This window comes from Vibrio hyugaensis (genome assembly GCF_002906655.1).
GTDB classification, from domain to species: domain Bacteria; phylum Pseudomonadota; class Gammaproteobacteria; order Enterobacterales; family Vibrionaceae; genus Vibrio; species Vibrio hyugaensis.
In genome coordinates, this window is the sequence record NZ_CP025794.1 from 2,757,845 (window position 1) to 2,775,740 (window position 17,896).

The 17,896-nt window shown below is 46.0% G+C and carries 16 protein-coding genes; 15 read left to right on the forward strand and 1 reads right to left on the reverse strand.

The window, feature by feature from the left end; translation table 11 throughout:
• Positions 1–8: 8 nt before the first annotated feature.
• The 12 genes from relA to rpoS all read left to right on the forward strand — a co-directional run bounded on the left by relA (position 9) and on the right by rpoS (position 12,695).
• The gene (gene relA, locus C1S74_RS13690; RefSeq protein ID WP_038870285.1) at positions 9–2,228 is read left to right on the forward strand and encodes a GTP diphosphokinase; all 2,220 of its coding nucleotides are present in this window, start codon (positions 9–11) and stop codon (positions 2,226–2,228) included.
• Between the two features lie 206 nt (positions 2,229–2,434).
• Positions 2,435–3,232, forward strand: a complete 798-nt coding sequence (gene mazG, locus C1S74_RS13695; RefSeq protein WP_045397762.1) for a nucleoside triphosphate pyrophosphohydrolase — start codon at positions 2,435–2,437, stop codon at positions 3,230–3,232.
• 151 nt (positions 3,233–3,383) lie between these two features.
• Positions 3,384–5,024, forward strand: a complete 1,641-nt coding sequence (locus tag C1S74_RS13700; RefSeq protein WP_038870283.1) for a CTP synthase — start codon at positions 3,384–3,386, stop codon at positions 5,022–5,024.
• An 81-nt stretch (positions 5,025–5,105) separates the two neighbouring features.
• Positions 5,106–6,404 (forward strand): phosphopyruvate hydratase, encoded by a 1,299-nt coding sequence (gene eno, locus C1S74_RS13705; protein WP_038870282.1) that lies wholly within the window; start codon positions 5,106–5,108, stop codon positions 6,402–6,404.
• 316 nt (positions 6,405–6,720) lie between these two features.
• On the forward strand, positions 6,721–7,002 hold the full coding sequence (gene ftsB, locus C1S74_RS13710; protein WP_038870281.1) for a cell division protein FtsB: 282 nt from the start codon (positions 6,721–6,723) through the stop codon (positions 7,000–7,002).
• 1 nt (position 7,003) lies between these two features.
• Entirely contained in the window at positions 7,004–7,711 is a 708-nt protein-coding gene (gene ispD / locus C1S74_RS13715; RefSeq protein ID WP_045397764.1) for a 2-C-methyl-D-erythritol 4-phosphate cytidylyltransferase, read from the forward strand.
• Positions 7,712–7,725: 14 nt separating this feature from the next.
• Positions 7,726–8,202 carry a 2-C-methyl-D-erythritol 2,4-cyclodiphosphate synthase gene (ispF, locus tag C1S74_RS13720; RefSeq protein WP_038870279.1) on the forward strand — a complete coding sequence of 159 codons (477 nt, stop codon included), beginning with the start codon at positions 7,726–7,728 and terminating at the stop codon, positions 8,200–8,202.
• Between the two features lie 46 nt (positions 8,203–8,248).
• Positions 8,249–9,292: a tRNA pseudouridine(13) synthase TruD gene (gene truD, locus C1S74_RS13725; protein ID WP_045397766.1), complete on the forward strand. Its 1,044-nt coding sequence runs from the start codon at positions 8,249–8,251 to the stop codon at positions 9,290–9,292.
• Positions 9,292–10,068, forward strand: coding sequence for a 5'/3'-nucleotidase SurE (surE, locus tag C1S74_RS13730; RefSeq protein ID WP_038870275.1), 777 nt, complete (start codon positions 9,292–9,294; stop codon positions 10,066–10,068). The genes truD and surE overlap by 1 nt, the downstream gene beginning before the upstream one ends.
• Positions 10,068–10,694, forward strand: coding sequence for a protein-L-isoaspartate(D-aspartate) O-methyltransferase (locus C1S74_RS13735; protein WP_045397767.1), 627 nt, complete (start codon positions 10,068–10,070; stop codon positions 10,692–10,694). The genes surE and C1S74_RS13735 overlap by 1 nt, the downstream gene beginning before the upstream one ends.
• Positions 10,695–10,708: 14 nt before the next feature.
• Positions 10,709–11,632 (forward strand): peptidoglycan DD-metalloendopeptidase family protein, encoded by a 924-nt coding sequence (locus C1S74_RS13740; protein ID WP_045397769.1) that lies wholly within the window; start codon positions 10,709–10,711, stop codon positions 11,630–11,632.
• A 79-nt stretch (positions 11,633–11,711) separates the two neighbouring features.
• Positions 11,712–12,695 carry an RNA polymerase sigma factor RpoS gene (gene rpoS / locus C1S74_RS13745; RefSeq protein WP_045397781.1) on the forward strand — a complete coding sequence of 328 codons (984 nt, stop codon included), beginning with the start codon at positions 11,712–11,714 and terminating at the stop codon, positions 12,693–12,695.
• A gap of 89 nt (positions 12,696–12,784) precedes the next feature.
• On the opposite strand, the gene mutS is transcribed toward rpoS, so the two are convergent.
• Positions 12,785–15,346: a DNA mismatch repair protein MutS gene (gene mutS, locus C1S74_RS13750; protein ID WP_045397770.1), complete on the reverse strand. Its 2,562-nt coding sequence runs from the start codon at positions 15,344–15,346 to the stop codon at positions 12,785–12,787.
• An 85-nt stretch (positions 15,347–15,431) separates the two neighbouring features.
• Here mutS and pncC point away from each other — a divergent pair, with 85 nt between their 5' ends.
• From pncC to recX, 3 genes are all read left to right on the forward strand, one after another.
• Positions 15,432–15,914 carry a nicotinamide-nucleotide amidase gene (pncC, locus tag C1S74_RS13755; protein ID WP_045397772.1) on the forward strand — a complete coding sequence of 161 codons (483 nt, stop codon included), beginning with the start codon at positions 15,432–15,434 and terminating at the stop codon, positions 15,912–15,914.
• Positions 15,915–16,114: 200 nt separating this feature from the next.
• Positions 16,115–17,158, forward strand: coding sequence for a recombinase RecA (gene recA, locus C1S74_RS13760; RefSeq protein WP_042602365.1), 1,044 nt, complete (start codon positions 16,115–16,117; stop codon positions 17,156–17,158).
• Between the two features lie 144 nt (positions 17,159–17,302).
• A complete protein-coding gene (gene recX / locus C1S74_RS13765) occupies positions 17,303–17,770 on the forward strand; it encodes a recombination regulator RecX (RefSeq protein ID WP_045397775.1) in 468 nt (155 codons plus the stop codon).
• Positions 17,771–17,896 lie beyond the last annotated feature (126 nt).

Here is a 17,896-nt window from a genome sequence, read left to right on the forward strand (position 1 = left end):
ATGATGAGATGGTTGCGGTAAGAAGCGCGCATTTAAACCAAGATGAACAGTTTGAACTCGAAACCTGGGTGGCTAGTCTAGGGCAAGAGAAGAACACAGCGAAACGCTTAATTGAAGTGTATCGTGATTGCCAGTCGATTTTGGCGAACCACGAGCAGGCGGAGCTTTTGTTGTGGCGTGGACGAGAGATGATCGAAATCTTGATCACCTTGTCGATGGACAAAGCGACACTCGTCGCAGCGCAACTGTTCCCTTTGGTCTCAAGCGGTGCTTTTGATAGAGAGCTCCTTGAGGAAAAATACAGCAAAGAAATCATTAAGCTGATCGATGGCGTCGACGAAATGGCGGCAATTGGTCAACTGAATGTAACAATGGATGGTGGTGCTGCCTCGTCTCAAGTAGATAACGTTCGTCGTATGTTGTTGGCCATGGTGGATGATTTCCGCTGCGTGGTCATCAAGCTGGCGGAACGTATCTGCAACCTGATTGAAGTAAAAAAAGCGCCGGACGAAGTTCGTCGTGCAGCGGCAAAAGAGTGTGCAAACATTTATGCGCCTCTGGCAAACCGCCTTGGTATTGGTCAGCTGAAGTGGGAAATCGAAGATTACGCCTTCCGCTACCAACAACCAGAAACCTACAAGCAAATCGCGAAGCAATTGGCTGAGCGTCGTATTGTCCGTGAACAATACATCAAAGACTTTGTCGACGACCTTACCCAAGAAATGACCGTATGCGGCATCAACGCAGAAGTCAGTGGTCGTCCAAAGCACATCTACAGTATCTGGCGCAAAATGCAGAAGAAGAGTCTGGCGTTTGATGAATTGTTTGACGTACGTGCGGTACGTATCATCGCTGACAAACTTCAAGACTGTTATGCCGCTCTAGGTGTGGTTCACACCAAATACAAACACCTGCCAAGCGAGTTTGACGACTATGTAGCAAACCCGAAACCAAATGGCTATCAGTCCATCCATACCGTAATTCTTGGCCCTGAAGGCAAGACCATCGAGATCCAGATTCGTACTAAAGAGATGCACGAAGACTCGGAGCTAGGTGTTGCAGCGCACTGGAAATACAAAGAAGGCGCAAGCAGCCGCAGCGGTTACGATGAGAAGATCACGTGGCTACGTAAGCTACTGGATTGGCAAGAAGAGATGTCCGACTCTGGCGAGATGTTGGATGAGCTGCGTAGTCAGGTATTTGATGACCGTGTGTATGCCTTTACCCCACGTGGCGATGTTGTCGACCTACCAATGGGTGCAACCCCGTTAGACTTCGCTTACCACATTCACTCAGAAGTGGGGCATCGTTGTATCGGTGCCAAAGTAGCGGGTCGTATCGTACCGTTCACCCATAAACTGCAAATGGGCGATCAGGTTGAAATCATCACCCAGAAAGAACCAAACCCTTCACGAGACTGGTTAAACCCGTCGCTAGGCTTTGTTACTTCAAGCCGAGCGCGTGCGAAGATCAACGCATGGTTCCGCAAGCAAAGCCGTGAGAAGAACCTAGAAGCGGGTCGTGAAATTCTAGAGCACGAACTAGCGAAAATCGGCGCGACACTGAAAGATGCTGATAACTACGCGCTGAAACGCTTTAACGTTAATAGTGCCGATGAATTGTATGTTGGTATTGGTAGTGGTGACTTGCGTATCAACCAAATCATCAACCACATCAACGCATTGGTAAACAAACCAACCGCGGAAGAGGAAGACCAGCAAGCGCTAGAAAAACTTCAAGAAGCAGAAAATCGCGCGCCAGCACAAAGTCGTCCGAAGAAAGATGCGGTCGTAGTCGAAGGTGTCGATAACCTAATGACACACCTAGCACGTTGTTGTCAGCCGATCCCAGGTGATGAGATTGCAGGTTACATCACCCAAGGTCGCGGTATTTCGGTCCACCGCAGTGACTGTGAGCAACTAGAGGAGCTTCGTCATCACGCACCAGAGCGTATCATTGATACCGTTTGGGGCAGCGGCTTTGTCGGCTCTTACATCTTGACGGTTCGTGTTGAAGCAATGGAACGTGGCGGTCTGCTAAAAGACATCACAACGCTATTTGCGAACGAGAAAATCAAAGTCACCAGCATGAAGAGTCGTGTCGATTACCGCACGCAAATGTCGATCATGGACTTTGACCTTGAAGTGACCAATCTTGAAGTGTTCTCACGCGTTTCGAAACGTGTTGAGCAGATCAAGGATGTAATGTCGGTAAAACGCCTCGGCTAAAATTCTCGTCATACTTGAAGCTGATAGCGTTGTTGCCTGCGCTCACTCGCTCCATCACATAGGCAAGCTATGCTCAGGAGTCTCGCTCGCTTGCCGCCTAGCTACAGCTTCAATTATTTAGAGAATTGATCAACATATAACAAAGGTGAGTGGTTTTGGCTGCTCACCTTTTTCTTTAGATAGAAAGGTTTAAAGGAACAGAGAAAATGAGTCATCCAATTGAACAGTTAGAACAAATCATGGCGAAGTTGCGTGACCCAGACGGCGGTTGCCCATGGGACTTAAAGCAGACCTTCGACACCATTGTTCCGCACACCATTGAAGAAACCTACGAGGTGGTGGATGCGATTCAAAACCGTGATTGGCCGAACTTGCAAGAAGAGTTGGGTGACTTATTGTTCCAAGTGATTTTCTACAGCCAAATGGCAAAAGAACAGGGGCTGTTTGATTTTTCTGACGTCGTCGAAACTGTGAATGAAAAACTGACTCGTCGTCATCCTCATGTTTTTTCTGATGTTGAGTTTGAATCTGATGAAGAAATTACCGCTAATTGGGAGGCGGAAAAAGCCAAAGAAAAAGCACAAGTAGGCAAAGCTGAAGAAAGTATTCTAGACTCAATACCGAACTCTCTACCTGCGCTTTCTCGTGCTACAAAAATTCAAAAGAAATGCGCTAAATATGGTTTTGATTGGGACTCTCTGGGTCCTGTAGTCGGGAAGGTACAAGAGGAAATTGAAGAAGTGATGGAAGAGGCGCTTCAAGTCAACCCCGATGAAACCAAGGTAGAGCTTGAGTTGGGGGACTTATTATTTGCGACCGTCAACCTATCTCGTCACTTAGGCAAAGACCCTGAAGTCGCTTTGGCCAAAGCAAATCTAAAGTTCTCAAGACGCTTTAAAGGCGTGGAAACTAAAGTTGCAGCGCACGGTAAGCAACTCACAGACTTTACTCTAGATGAACTCGATTCGATGTGGGATGAAGTGAAACGAGAAGAGCAAAGCTGAAATTGCATGAATACTCGACTTTGATTTGAAGCAAAAAATAAAAAATTCCGGTGTGATAGATTTCACGTTGTGGCGTTAAGGAGCTTCTGGTATATTTACGTCCCGTCCAGAAGCACTCCATTTCCCTCATTCAACCAATTTCAGGTTAAACATGACGACAAATTACATTTTTGTTACTGGCGGGGTTGTATCCTCTCTAGGTAAAGGTATTGCAGCAGCATCTCTTGCCGCTATTCTAGAAGCTCGTGGTCTTAAAGTGACTATGATGAAGCTTGACCCTTACATCAACGTTGATCCAGGCACAATGAGCCCAACTCAACACGGTGAAGTGTTCGTTACGGAAGATGGCGCAGAGACTGACCTTGACCTTGGTCACTACGAGCGTTTCATCCGCACCAAGATGACTAAGCGTAACAACTTCACTGCAGGTCGTGTTTATGCAGACGTACTACGTAAAGAACGTCGCGGCGATTACCTAGGTGCAACCATTCAGGTTATCCCTCACATCACTAACGCTATCAAAGACCGCGTAATCGCAGGTTCTGAAGGCCATGATGTTGCTATCGTTGAAGTCGGTGGTACGGTAGGTGATATCGAATCACTACCATTTATGGAAGCTATTCGTCAGCTTGCTGTAGAACTAGGCCGTGAACGCGCAATGTTCATGCACCTAACTCTAGTTCCTTACCTAGCAGCTGCGGGCGAAGTGAAAACTAAGCCAACTCAGCACTCTGTTAAAGAGCTGCTATCTATCGGCATCCAACCAGATATTCTAGTTTGTCGTAGCGATCGTATGATCCCTGCTAACGAACGTAAGAAAATTGCTCTTTTCTGTAACGTACAAGAAAAAGCAGTTATCTCAATGAAAGATGTAGATTCTATCTACAAGATCCCTCAGCTAATCAAAGCTCAAGGTCTAGACGATCTTGTTTGTGCTCGCTTTGGCATCAATGCGCCAGAAGCTAACCTGTCTGAGTGGGAACAAGTAATTTACGAAGAAGCTAACCCAACGGCAGAAGTGACGATTGGTATGGTTGGTAAGTACATTGAACTACCAGATGCATACAAATCAGTAAACGAAGCGTTGAAACATGCTGGTCTTAAGAACCGTCTGAGCGTTAAGATTCAGTACGTTGATTCTCAAGACGTAGAGAACAAGGGTGTTGAGATCCTAGAAGGTCTAGACGCAATCCTTGTTCCTGGCGGTTTCGGTGACCGTGGTATCGAAGGTAAGATTCGCGCAGCTCAATACGCTCGTGAAAACAACGTTCCTTACCTAGGTATCTGTCTAGGCATGCAAGTGGCACTGATCGAATACGCGCGTAACGTAGCGGGTATGGAAGGTGCACATTCAACAGAATTTAACAAAGAGACGAAGTACCCTGTGGTAGGTTTAATCACAGAGTGGGTTGATGGCGAAGGTAAAGTTGAAGAACGTACCGAGAAGTCTGATCTTGGTGGTACTATGCGTCTTGGTTCACAGCTATGTCACCTAGAAAAAGGTACGAAAGCTCGTGAACTATACGGCAACGCGACAATTCATGAGCGTCACCGTCACCGTTATGAAGTGAACAACAATCTTCGTCCGCAAATCGAAAAAGCAGGCCTTAAAGTATCTGGCTTGTCAGCAGACAAGAAACTGGTAGAAGTAATTGAGAACCCAGCTCACCCATGGTTCGTAGCGGCTCAATTCCACCCAGAGTTCACATCAACACCGCGTGATGGTCACCCATTGTTCGCAGGTTTCGTGAAAGCAGCTGGCGAATACCAGCGTGGCGATTTCGAGAAGTAAGTAAGGAATACAGGCAGTAACGTAAGCTGTGTTGCTGCCTTTAATTTTGACATTATATATTCAACGAGAAGGAAACATTCAATGTCTAAGATCGTTAAAGTTCTAGGTCGTGAAATCATCGATTCACGTGGTAACCCAACTGTAGAAGCTGAAGTACACCTAGAAGGCGGTTTCGTAGGTATGGCTGCTGCTCCATCTGGCGCATCTACTGGTTCTCGCGAAGCTCTTGAGCTACGTGACGGCGACAAAGCACGTTTCCTAGGTAAAGGTGTTCTTAAAGCTATCGAAGCTGTAAACGGCCCAATCGCTGAAGCTCTAGTTGGTAAAGACGCGAAAGATCAAGCTGCAATCGACGCAGTAATGATCGACCTAGACGGTACTGAAAACAAATCTAAATTCGGTGCGAACGCTATCCTAGCTGTTTCTCTAGCAAACGCTAAAGCAGCAGCTGCTGCTAAAGGCATGCCTCTATACGAGCACATCGCTGAGCTAAACGGTACAGCTGGTCAGTTCTCTATGCCTCTACCAATGATGAACATCATCAACGGTGGTGAGCACGCTGATAACAACGTTGACATCCAAGAGTTCATGATCCAACCAGTTGGTGCTAAGACTCTTAAAGAAGGTCTACGTATCGGCGCTGAAGTATTCCACAACCTAGCTAAAGTTCTTAAGTCTAAAGGCTACAGCACTGCAGTTGGTGACGAAGGTGGTTTCGCTCCTAACCTTAAGTCTAACGCTGAAGCTCTAGAAGTTATCGCAGAAGCTGTTGCAGCTGCTGGTTACGAACTAGGTAAAGACGTTACTCTAGCTATGGACTGTGCTGCATCTGAGTTCTTCGACAAAGAAGCTGGCATCTACAACATGAAAGGCGAAGGTAAAACTTTCACTTCTGAAGAGTTCAACCACTACCTAGCTGAGCTAGCTAACCAATTCCCAATCGTTTCTATCGAAGACGGTCTAGACGAGTCTGATTGGGCTGGCTTCAAGCATCAAACTGAACTACTAGGTGACAAGCTTCAACTAGTAGGTGATGACCTATTCGTTACTAACACTAAGATCCTTGCTGAAGGTATCGAGAAAGGCGTAGCTAACTCTATCCTTATCAAGTTCAACCAAATCGGTTCTCTAACTGAGACTCTAGCTGCAATCAAGATGGCTAAAGACGCAGGTTACACAGCAGTAATCTCTCACCGTTCTGGCGAAACTGAAGACGCAACTATCGCTGATCTAGCGGTAGGTACAGCTGCAGGTCAAATCAAGACTGGTTCTATGAGCCGTTCTGACCGTGTTGCTAAGTACAACCAACTTATCCGTATCGAGGAAGCTCTAGGTGAGCGCGCTCCTTTCAACGGTCTTAAAGAAGTTAAAGGTCAATAATTTAGGTTTCTAAATTATTAGCTTAACGCTTTAAAAAAACGCCTCGCATTTGCGGGGCGTTTTTGTGTCTGGAGTACGGAAACGCTTCGCTTAGATAGATGGGAGCTAACTTTGCTTTTTGATGTCTTTCGTTAACGTTCATTTGTCATCCCCTAGAACGACGAAGGAGAGAGTAGGGAATCTCTTTGTTTCATTTTGCTGCTTTTTTCCTGTAAGGAGCGTGTGAGTCTCTTTTTCTGCCCTAGAGCCAACCACGCATTTATGCTATATATGTCACCTTATCTAATCCCTTCCGGTACAGAATGTTAGCAGCGATATGCGAATCTTTGTTTTAGCCCTTACGTTACTGTTTGGCTGGCTCCAATATACCCTATGGTTTGGCAAAAACGGGGTAACTGACTACTACACAGTAGAAGATGAAATTGAAGTGCAGCAACAAGTGAACAGCAAGCTGCAAGCTCGTAATAATGAGATGTTCGCAGAAATTGATGACCTGAGACAAGGTCTTGATGCGATTGAAGAACGTGCGCGTCATGAGTTAGGTTTGGTCAAAGATGGCGAGACTTTCTATCGTATTATTGACGAGGACGAGCAATAACATGCCAGAACTGTTTTCAGCTCATATTGCTATTGTACCTGCGGCCGGTGTCGGCAGCCGTATGAAGGCTGATCGCCCTAAGCAATATCTCTTAATTGACGGAAAAGCGGTATTAGAGCACACAGTAGAGAAGCTGCTTTCTCATCCAAGGATCTCTAAAGTCGTGATCGCAATTACCGATGGCGACCCTTATTACCCTGAATTGAACATTGCTCAGCACCCAGACGTGATTTGCGTGTCTGGTGGCAAAGAAAGGGCGGATTCGGTCTTATCGGGGCTAAACTATGTAAGTACACATTTCGAGAGCGAGTGGGTATTGGTCCATGACGCGGCGAGACCTTGTGTACTAACGTCTGATATTGATCGTCTGATCGACGTTTGTTGCGAGCATCAAACTGGTGGCATCCTTGCTTCGCCAGTGAGAGACACGATGAAGCGCGCCAATACGGCACAAGATATCGATCATACGGTAGAAAGAGAAGCATTGTGGCATGCACTTACCCCACAAATGTTTAAAACTCAACAATTAACACGAGCGCTGACTGACGCACTAGAACAAGGTGCAACCATTACCGATGAAGCTTCGGCTTTGGAATGGTTAGGCGAAACGCCTGCTTTGGTTCAAGGTAATGCGAATAACATAAAAATTACTCAGCCAGAAGACCTCGCGTTAGCCGAGTTTTACCTAAGCCGTGAGCACGGCGAGTAAACAAAGGATAGAAAATGATTCGAATTGGTCATGGTTTCGATGTACACAAATTTGGTGGTGAAGGCCCGGTGATTATCGGTGGTGTCGCTGTTCCTTACGAACAAGGGTTGATTGCCCACTCAGATGGTGATGTGGCACTTCATGCATTGAGCGATGCACTGCTTGGTGCTATTGCTGCCGGAGATATTGGCCGTCACTTCCCAGATACCGATGATAAGTGGAAAGGGGCTGATAGCCGCGAACTGCTTAAAGATGTCTATCGCCGGGTGAAAGAACAAGGCTATCGATTAGGAAACGCTGACATCACCATCATGGCACAAGCGCCTAAAATGGCACCGCATATTGACGCAATGTGTGCCACGATTGCTGAAGACTTGGAAACCGATATCAGTAATATAAACGTAAAGGCGACGACGACAGAACGTCTCGGTTTTACTGGACGCAAAGAAGGCATTGCAACGGAAGCAGTTGTACTTCTCTTTAAGCAATAACCTAGCAATTTGCTCCTCAGTGCTGCATTAGCAGTGGAAAAACATCATGTCAGACATTTTATCTTCATTGGCCTACCTTACGGGTAAGCCTGTTGCATCAGCAAAAATCAAAGCGCAACCAGAACACTTTCAGGTTCGCGAAGATTTAGGCTTTGCCTTTACAGGTGAAGGCGAACACCTAATGGTTCGCATTCGTAAAACGGGTGAGAACACCAGCTTTGTTGCCAACGAGTTGGCTAAAGCATGTGGTGTTAAGTCGAAAGACGTTAGCTGGGCGGGTCTTAAAGACCGTCACGCTGTGACTGAACAATGGCTAAGTGTTCATTTACCGAAAGGTGAAACACCAGATTTTTCAGCATTTTTGGCGCAATACCCAAGTATCGAAATTCTGGCAACAGATCGTCACAATAAAAAACTACGTCCTGGTGACCTAGTAGGGAACGAGTTCGTGGTTACTTTGTCTGAAGTGACAGATGTAGCGGATGTTGAGCAACGCCTTGAAAAAGTGAAACAAGTTGGCGTGCCGAACTACTTTGGTAGTCAGCGTTTTGGTAACGATGGCAACAACCTAGAAGAAGCTCGTCGTTGGGGCCGCGAAAACGTTCGTACGCGCAACCAAAACAAGCGCAGCATGTATTTGTCGGCGGCTCGCTCGTGGATCTTCAACCGCATCGTTTCAGCTCGTTTAGAAAACGGCGTGTTTGATGCTTTTATCGATGGTGATGTGGCTCTGACAAGTTCTGGTACTCAGTTGATTGATGCAAGCAACATGGCTGATCTACAGGCACAATTTGCTCAGGGCGAAGTGGCTATTACTGCAGCGCTAGCTGGAGACAATGCACTTCCAACTCAAACAGATGCATTAGCCTTGGAGCAGCCTTTCTTGGATGAAGAACCCGATTTAATGGCATTAATTCGTGGGAATCGTATGCGTCACGACCGTCGTGATATTGCACTTAAACCTCAAGACTTAGCTTGGACGGTGGATGGCAACAATATTACGTTGATCTTCTCGCTAGATGCCGGTTCGTTTGCGACCTCTATCGTACGCGAGTTGGTTATCGAGGAAAAAGTAGAAAGAGAATATTAATGGAAATGGATTCACCAAACGCGAAGCCATTAAGAGTACTGCTCAGTAATGACGACGGCGTTCATGCTCAAGGAATTCATGCGCTTGCTGATGAGCTAAAAAGTATTGCTGAGGTGACGATTGTGGCACCAGATCGAAACCGGTCTGGTGCTTCGAACTCACTGACGTTAGAGCAGCCTCTGAGAGTAAATGAAATCGCACCCAACACCTTCTCTGTGCAAGGCACCCCGACAGATTGTGTTCACTTTGCATTGAATGAATTGATGAAAGGCGATTTACCAGACTTGGTTCTCACTGGGATAAATCATGGCGCAAACCTTGGCGATGATGTCTTATATTCAGGAACGGTTGCCGCAGCGATGGAAGGGCACTTTCTTGGCGTTCAATCTGTCGCTTTTTCGTTGGTGGGTAAACAGAACTTTGCAGCTGCGGCAAAAATTGCCCGCCAGCTAGTTGAACAGCATTTGGTTAGGCCGATCCCGACCAACCGCTTACTGAACGTCAATGTTCCTGATTTACCACTAGAACAATTAGGTGAGATTGAAGTGACACGCTTAGGTGCCCGTCATCATGCCGAGAATATGATCAAGCAACAGGACCCACGTGGTCATGATATTTATTGGTTAGGTCCTCCGGGTAAAGAGCAAGATGCCGGAGAGGGCACCGATTTTTATGCGATTGAACATGGTCGAGTCTCAATCACCCCACTGCAAGTTGATCTCACTGCTCATGAGTCTTTGCGTGCGATGGACAGTTGGTTAAAGGAAGAGAAGTAATGAGTAACCCACATGCTGACAGGTTGATAGCGTTTCTTATCTCCAGTGGCATCAGTGATCAACGCGTATTGGATGCCGTGTACCGTTTGCCGCGTGAGAGTTTTGTCTCACAGGCAATGATGCACCAAGCGTACGATAACAATGCGTTACCGATTGGTCAGGGGCAAACTATTTCTCAGCCTTACATTGTTGCGAAAATGACAGAATTGCTCGATCTCAAACAAAGCAGTAATGTACTTGAGATAGGAACAGGGTCTGGTTACCAAACTGCTGTACTTGCTCAGATTGTTGATCATGTTTATTCGGTTGAGCGGATTAAATCTCTTCAATGGGATGCAAAGCGTCGCCTTAAGCAACTCGATATCTACAATGTATCAACGAAGCATGGTGATGGCTGGCTTGGGTGGGAAGCGAAAGGTCCCTTTGATGCAATCATCGTTACTGCCGCTGCTGAAACTATTCCTCAAGCACTTTTGTCGCAGCTTAAAGAAGGTGGAAAGATGATCATACCTGTCGGTGAAGATGAGCAACAGTTATTAAAAATTGAACGTAAGGGTGAACAATTCCTTTCTACCGTGGTAGAAATGGTAAGGTTTGTGCCATTAGTTGCAGGCGATTTGGCTTAAGGGTTAAAGATCAGGTGAATAGGTTTTTACGTCGTTTTGGTATTAGCTGTTTGTTAGCTGCGGGACTAGTAGGTTGCGCGGCCCATTCTCCTGCGCCTGTTTCTAGTTTAAACAAAGACTATTCCAGTGTAGAACGAGGCAGTTATAGAGGCAGTTACTATGAAGTAAATAAAGGAGATACGCTTTATTTCATAGCTTACGTCACAGATAAAGATGTAAATGATCTTGTTCGTTACAATGAATTGTCTGCGCCTTACACGATTTTTCCGGGTCAGAGGCTAAAACTTTGGGCACCAAAATATGTTGCCCCTAAATACGGTCACAAAGTGGAACCCGTTGTTCCTCCTGTAGTTGCGACAAAATCAGCGCCAGTGACTAAAACATCAACAGCGTCAAAGCCGTCAAATTCAAGTAAAAGCTCTACTCAAAAGCCTGCTACAACTACGCCTAAAGTTGCACAAAAACAGCCGCCCAAGAAGGTTGAACAATCCAAACCAAAGGAGTATGTTGGGTCAAAAGGTAATCAGAATGTTAAACCGAAACCACCAATAACTGCGGCGAAAAACGATAAAGTATCTAAGTGGTTGTGGCCTACAAAAGGGAGAGTAATTAAAAACTTTTCAGCGGGAGAACAGGGAAATAAAGGTATCGACATCGCAGGACAGCGTGGTCAGCCTATCGTTTCAACCGCGGCCGGCACTGTTGTGTACTCAGGTAATGCGCTACGAGGTTATGGCAACCTAATTATAGTGAAGCATAACGACAATTATTTAAGCGCATACGCACACAATGACAGATTGCTGGTATCAGAAGGACAAAGTGTCAAGAGCGGACAAAAAATCGCAACCATGGGTAGTTCTGGTTCTAAATCAGTCAAGCTCCACTTTGAAATTCGCTATCAAGGTAAATCAGTCAATCCAAAGCGCTATTTACCGTAAAACTTTGAATAACAACTTGCGACATCATTTAGCGACATATTGAGTTGTTATGTTTGCTAACTCGCCAGGGGGAGGCGTTATGAGTATCAGCAACACAGTAACCAAAGTTGAAGAGTTCGACTATGACAACGCAACGACGGAAAGCGTAAATCACGAACTTGAAAAAACACCAAAAAAAGCCAAATCGACGGCTCGCGAAGAGTTCGATGCAAGCAATAAAAGCTTAGATGCAACACAGCTGTATCTAGGTGAAATTGGCTTCTCACCACTACTCACTGCAGAAGAAGAAGTACTTTACGCTCGTCGCGCGCTGCGTGGCGATGAAGCCGCTCGTAAGCGAATGATTGAAAGTAATTTGCGCCTTGTAGTGAAGATCTCTCGCCGATACAGCAACCGTGGCCTTGCTCTTCTCGATCTTATTGAAGAAGGCAACCTTGGATTGATTCGTGCGGTAGAGAAGTTCGATCCTGAACGAGGTTTTCGTTTCTCAACCTACGCGACTTGGTGGATTCGCCAAACGATTGAGCGTGCGTTGATGAATCAAACTCGCACTATTCGTCTGCCAATTCATGTGGTTAAAGAGCTTAACATTTATCTGCGTACCGCGCGTGAACTTTCTCAGAAGCTCGACCATGAACCAACGGCAGAAGAAATTGCAGCTCAGCTAGATATTCCAGTTGAAGACGTAAGTAAAATGCTTCGCCTTAACGAACGTATCAGCTCTGTCGATACTCCTATCGGTGGTGATGGCGAGAAAGCGCTACTGGATATCATTCCTGATGCAAACAATTCGGATCCTGAAGTATCCACTCAAGACGATGACATCAAATCGTCGTTGATTGACTGGCTAGAAGAGCTAAATCCAAAACAGAAAGAAGTGCTTGCTCGTCGTTTTGGTTTACTTGGCTACGAGCCATCAACGCTTGAGGAAGTGGGACGCGAGATTGGTCTAACACGCGAACGTGTACGTCAGATTCAAGTTGAAGGTTTACGTCGATTGCGCGAAATCTTGATTAAGCAAGGTTTGAACATGGAAAACCTGTTCAACGTGGAAGTCGACTAGAACAGTCCTGCTTTAGAGATGAATTTAGAATAAACAAAAGGCTATGGGAAACCATAGCCTTTTTGCGTTTTACTGAAGATGCGTCAGAGCTAGAGCATCTTCTTCAAGCGGTAAAGCTCTTCCAATGCCTGACGTGGCGTTAGATCGTCAGGATCAATATTCGACAGTGCCTGCTCTACATCGCTTGGCTCTGGGATCAAGCTTAGTTGGTTTGCTACATCGACAGTACTTGGTCGTGGAGAGTCATTACCTTGACCTAATTGCTCAAGCTGAGACAGTTTGTTGCGCGCATTCTTGATCACGGGTTTTGGAACTCCAGCCAACCCAGCAACGGCAAGGCCGTAAGACTTGCTTGCTGCACCTTCTTGGACTGCGTGCATAAAGGCAATGCTGTCACCGTGCTCTACTGCATCTAGGTGGACGTTGGCAAGATTTGGCAGTTGGTTTGGCAGTTCAGTCAACTCAAAATAGTGCGTTGCAAACAGCGTCATTGCGCCTATTTGTGTGGCTAGCCATTCTGCACTTGCCCATGCTAAAGAAAGACCATCATAAGTACTGGTACCGCGGCCGATCTCATCCATTAACACCAAGCTGTTTTGGGTCGCGTTATGAAGAATATTCGCTGTTTCGGTCATTTCTACCATGAAGGTGGAGCGCCCGGAAGCAAGGTCATCGGATGCGCCAATACGAGTAAAGATACGATCCAAAGAGCCGATATGAGCTGATTCGGCTGGTACGTATGAACCGATATGAGCCATAAGAGCAATCAATGCGGTTTGACGCATGTAAGTCGATTTACCACCCATGTTTGGACCAGTGATGATCAGCATCTTACGGTCTGAGCTTAGCTCTATTGGGTTAGCAATAAATGGTTCACTGGTTACTTGTTCCACAACAGGGTGGCGGCCTGCTTGAATACTGATACCGGCTTCTTTATCGAGAGTCGGGCGACAGTAATCTAACGTGTCTGCACGTTCGGCAAGGTTTTGTAAAACGTCCAACTGAGAAATCGCTGACGCAAGGTTTTGCATTTTCTCAAGGTTTGGCATCAATAAATCAAACAGCTCTTCCCACAGTTTCTTCTCTACTGCTAACGCTTTTGACTTAGAGTTTAGAACCTTATCTTCATGCTCTTTCAACTCTGGAATGATGTAGCGTTCTGCATTTTTCAGCGTTTGTCGACGCACATAATGTGGTGGAACCAAGTGGCTTTGGCCACGACTAACCTGAATAAAGAAACCGTGTACGGCGTTGTAGCCTACTTTTAGTGTATCAATACCGTGGCGCTCACGTTCGTCTGCTTCGAGCTTTTCTAGATACTCGGTTGCGCCGTCTGCTAGTTTGCGCCATTCATCAAGCTCAGCATTGTAGCCCTCTGCAATCACGCCTCCCTCGCGAATAACCACTGGTGGGTTTTCTTTGATTGCGCGTTCTAGCAGATCACAGACATCATCCATTGGCGCGGCAAATTGAGCCAATTTAGTTAGGTAAGGATGCGCCAAAGAAGACGTCACACTTTCCAACTCTGGGAGTTGTTGCATTGCGTAACGCAGTCGAGCCATATCGCGAGGACGAGCAGAACGCAGCGCCAAACGAGCAAGAATACGTTCGATATCACCAATCTGTTTGAAAATTGGTTGAATGTCGGTGAACAAGCTTTGATCTTTGATTTCGCTGATCGCATCTAAGCGATTGTTTAAGGTATCAATACAGCGCATTGGTTGGTGTAACCAGCGTTTGAGCATACGACTGCCCATTGCGGTCGCACAATGATCTAAGACTTCCGCAAGCGTGTTATCAGTGCCACCAGATAAGTTTTGCGTTAGCTCTAGGTTGCGACGAGTCGCTGCGTCAAGAATCACAGAGTGATCTTGTCGGTCGTAGGTGAGTGAACGAATGTGTGGCAGGGCAGTACGTTGAGTGTCCTTTACGTATTGAATCAAACAGCCAGCGGCACACAAGCCAAGTGATGCGTGTTCAACACCAAAGCCAACTAAGTCACGGGTGCCAAATTGTTGGTTAAGCTGTTGCTTCGCAGTATCGAGCTCGAACTCCCAAACAGGGCGACGACGGTTACCATTACGGTTAGACATGAGGTGAACGGCCTCAAAATCTTCAGGGAAAAGTAGCTCTCGCGGGGCCGTACGTTGAAGTTCTGCTGCCATCGCTTCTTCGGTTTCAGGCTCAACCAATTGGAAGCGACCAGAAGTTACATCCAATGTCGCGTAACCAAATTTACCATTGTGCTGATAGATTGCTGCAATCAGGTTATCGATACGCTCAGGCAGCAGTGCTTCGTCGGTCACGGTACCTGGCGTGACGATGCGTACTACTTTACGCTCAACCGGACCTTTGCTTGTTGCAGGATCGCCAATCTGTTCACAAATCGCCACAGACTCACCAAGCTGAACAAGTTTGGCTAGATAACCTTCAACGGCGTGGAATGGAACGCCAGCCATTGGGATAGGTTCACCTGCCGACGCACCGCGTTTAGTCAACGAAATATCAAGCAATTGAGATGCGCGTTTTGCATCGTCGTAGAAGAGTTCGTAGAAGTCGCCCATGCGGTAAAACAGCAAGATTTCAGGATTCTCAGCCTTTAGCTTGAGGTATTGCTGCATCATCGGAGTGTGTTTTTGTTCAGCTTTCACAGGTAAGTACTTTTGTTTATTTCCGTAGCGGCTTAGGATACGTGAATCCCTATCAAGTAAAAAGAGACAAAGGGCATTTTTGGCTATGGAAAGAGCAACAAAATTGAGTGCCGATTTAGGGGCATTATTGGCTAAGCATGGGCATGTTTTAACGACGGCAGAATCTTGCACTGGAGGTGGGGTTGCAACAGCAATCACTGATATTGCAGGTAGCTCTGCTTGGCTAGACCGCGCATTTGTGACTTACAGTAATGAAGCTAAAATGGAAATGCTTGGCGTACAGGCTTCAACATTAGAAGCGCACGGTGCTGTGAGTGAGCCAGTTGTGATTGAAATGGTGCAGGGCGCCCTAAATCATTCGAATGCAACTATTGGAGTCTCGATAAGTGGCATAGCAGGCCCTAGCGGTGGAAGCGAAGAAAAGCCTGTTGGGACGGTTTGTTTTGCCTTTGCAGATAATCAGAATTGGCAGCAAGTGGAAACCATGCATTTTACTGGTGACCGTGCACAAGTTCGCAAAAAAGCGATTGAGCATGCACTGACTCAACTGCATCAGTATTTGATCTAGAATTTCTTTAATTGTCGTAGCCCAGTTTTGATAAGGGCTGGAGCAAATAGTAGGTTTAGGTCTGCCAAATTTTTTTCATACAGGTATAGACACTGTATGAATCAACAGTATAATAACTTTCATTGATGAGCAGTTCTTCTGCTCAAGAAAAATGAATTATGATTCATCGCCCAAAGAAGATGAATAAATCGGAGAAAGTAATGGACGAGAACAAACAGAAAGCGCTCGCCGCTGCGCTAGGTCAAATTGAAAAGCAATTCGGTAAAGGCTCTATCATGCGCCTTGGTGATAACCGCGCAATGGACGTAGAAACCATCTCAACGGGTTCTCTTTCTCTTGATATCGCTTTGGGTGCTGGTGGTCTGCCAATGGGTCGTATCGTAGAAGTTTACGGTCCAGAATCTTCAGGTAAAACAACGCTAACTCTTGAGCTTATTGCAGCAGCGCAACGTGAAGGCAAAACTTGTGCATTTATCGATGCGGAGCACGCGCTAGATCCTGTATACGCGAAGAAGCTAGGTGTTGATATTGATGCTCTACTTGTTTCTCAGCCTGATACGGGTGAGCAAGCTCTTGAGATCTGTGACGCACTTGCACGTTCTGGTGCTATCGACGTCATGGTTGTCGACTCTGTTGCGGCACTTACTCCAAAAGCTGAAATTGAAGGCGAAATGGGCGACAGCCACATGGGTCTTCAAGCTCGTATGCTTTCTCAAGCAATGCGTAAGCTTACAGGTAACCTAAAGCAGTCTAACTGTATGTGTATCTTCATCAACCAAATTCGTATGAAGATTGGTGTGATGTTCGGTAACCCTGAAACCACTACTGGTGGTAACGCTCTTAAATTCTACGCTTCTGTTCGTCTAGATATCCGCCGTACTGGCGCAATCAAAGAAGGCGATGAAGTTGTGGGTAACGAAACGCGCATCAAAGTGGTTAAAAACAAGATTGCTGCACCGTTTAAAGAAGCGAATACGCAAATCATGTATGGCCAAGGCTTCAACCGTGAAGGTGAATTAGTTGACCTAGGCGTTAAGCACAAGCTAGTAGAAAAAGCGGGTGCATGGTACAGCTACCAAGGCGATAAGATCGGTCAAGGTAAAGCGAACGCTTGTAACTACCTACGTGAGCACTCCGAAGTGGCAAAGACTATCGATGCTAAGCTACGTGAAATGCTACTTTCTCCTGCTTTACCTGAAGCGCCAGAAGCCGGTGAAAAATCAGAGCAAGAAGAAGAGTTTTAATCTTTTCCTCAATTAATATCTAACAAAGCCCTGCGATGCGGGGCTTTGTTGTATCTGCTGAAATCAAAACCGTAAAAAATAAAGGGCAGTTATTTACTACGATTGTTTTAGAGTCTGTACAGCAAAAATAGTTTTAGGATCATCATGTACCAAAAGCGTCAAGCTCCGACGTTGTCGAGCAAAGAAGCGGCGATTCAGCTACTAAGCCGTCGTGATCATGGACAATACGAGCTCTATCAAAAGCTTGCCCAAAAAGGTTATGAAGAGGCTGATATCGAAGCGGCAATCAATTTTTGTCTCGACCACAACTATTTGGATGACTTACGTTATGCCAAAAGTCAGATTCGCCAACACGTTTATAAAGGGCATGGTGAAAGGAGAATTCGACAGGAGTTGAATCAAAAACGCGTGGCTGAATCCATCATTGAAACAGCGATGGAAGAGGAACCACAGGACTGGTTTGAACTGGCAAGAACGGCGGCTGAGAAGAAATTCAAAGGAATGAAAGCCAAAGACCAGAAAGAATACGCTAAACAGGTGCGATTTATGCAATATCGTGGTTATAGTTTTGACCAAATCAGCTATGCGCTGAGCTTTGATGACGAAGATTAGCGGTCAGTTGCTCACACTGATTTTTGTTTTGCTTCAAATTTTTTCCTCTAATGCCTCTTTTCCGCAAGAAAACTAGTCGTAGCTGATTGCATGATCTACAATACGGCAAAATTCTAACTCGACTAT

Coding starts and splice junctions, on each gene's coding strand:
- C1S74_RS13735 (WP_045397767.1), top strand. CDS start 10,068: ATGAGTAACCCACATGCTGACAGGTTGATAGCGTTTCTTATCTCCAGT.
- relA (WP_038870285.1), top strand. CDS start 9: ATGGTTGCGGTAAGAAGCGCGCATTTAAACCAAGATGAACAGTTTGAA.
- ispF (WP_038870279.1), top strand. CDS start 7,726: ATGATTCGAATTGGTCATGGTTTCGATGTACACAAATTTGGTGGTGAA.
- ispD (WP_045397764.1), top strand. CDS start 7,004: ATGCCAGAACTGTTTTCAGCTCATATTGCTATTGTACCTGCGGCCGGT.
- recX (WP_045397775.1), top strand. CDS start 17,303: ATGTACCAAAAGCGTCAAGCTCCGACGTTGTCGAGCAAAGAAGCGGCG.
- pncC (WP_045397772.1), top strand. CDS start 15,432: ATGGAAAGAGCAACAAAATTGAGTGCCGATTTAGGGGCATTATTGGCT.
- C1S74_RS13700 (WP_038870283.1), top strand. CDS start 3,384: ATGACGACAAATTACATTTTTGTTACTGGCGGGGTTGTATCCTCTCTA.
- ftsB (WP_038870281.1), top strand. CDS start 6,721: ATGCGAATCTTTGTTTTAGCCCTTACGTTACTGTTTGGCTGGCTCCAA.
- truD (WP_045397766.1), top strand. CDS start 8,249: ATGTCAGACATTTTATCTTCATTGGCCTACCTTACGGGTAAGCCTGTT.
- eno (WP_038870282.1), top strand. CDS start 5,106: ATGTCTAAGATCGTTAAAGTTCTAGGTCGTGAAATCATCGATTCACGT.
- surE (WP_038870275.1), top strand. CDS start 9,292: ATGGAAATGGATTCACCAAACGCGAAGCCATTAAGAGTACTGCTCAGT.
- rpoS (WP_045397781.1), top strand. CDS start 11,712: ATGAGTATCAGCAACACAGTAACCAAAGTTGAAGAGTTCGACTATGAC.
- recA (WP_042602365.1), top strand. CDS start 16,115: ATGGACGAGAACAAACAGAAAGCGCTCGCCGCTGCGCTAGGTCAAATT.
- mazG (WP_045397762.1), top strand. CDS start 2,435: ATGAGTCATCCAATTGAACAGTTAGAACAAATCATGGCGAAGTTGCGT.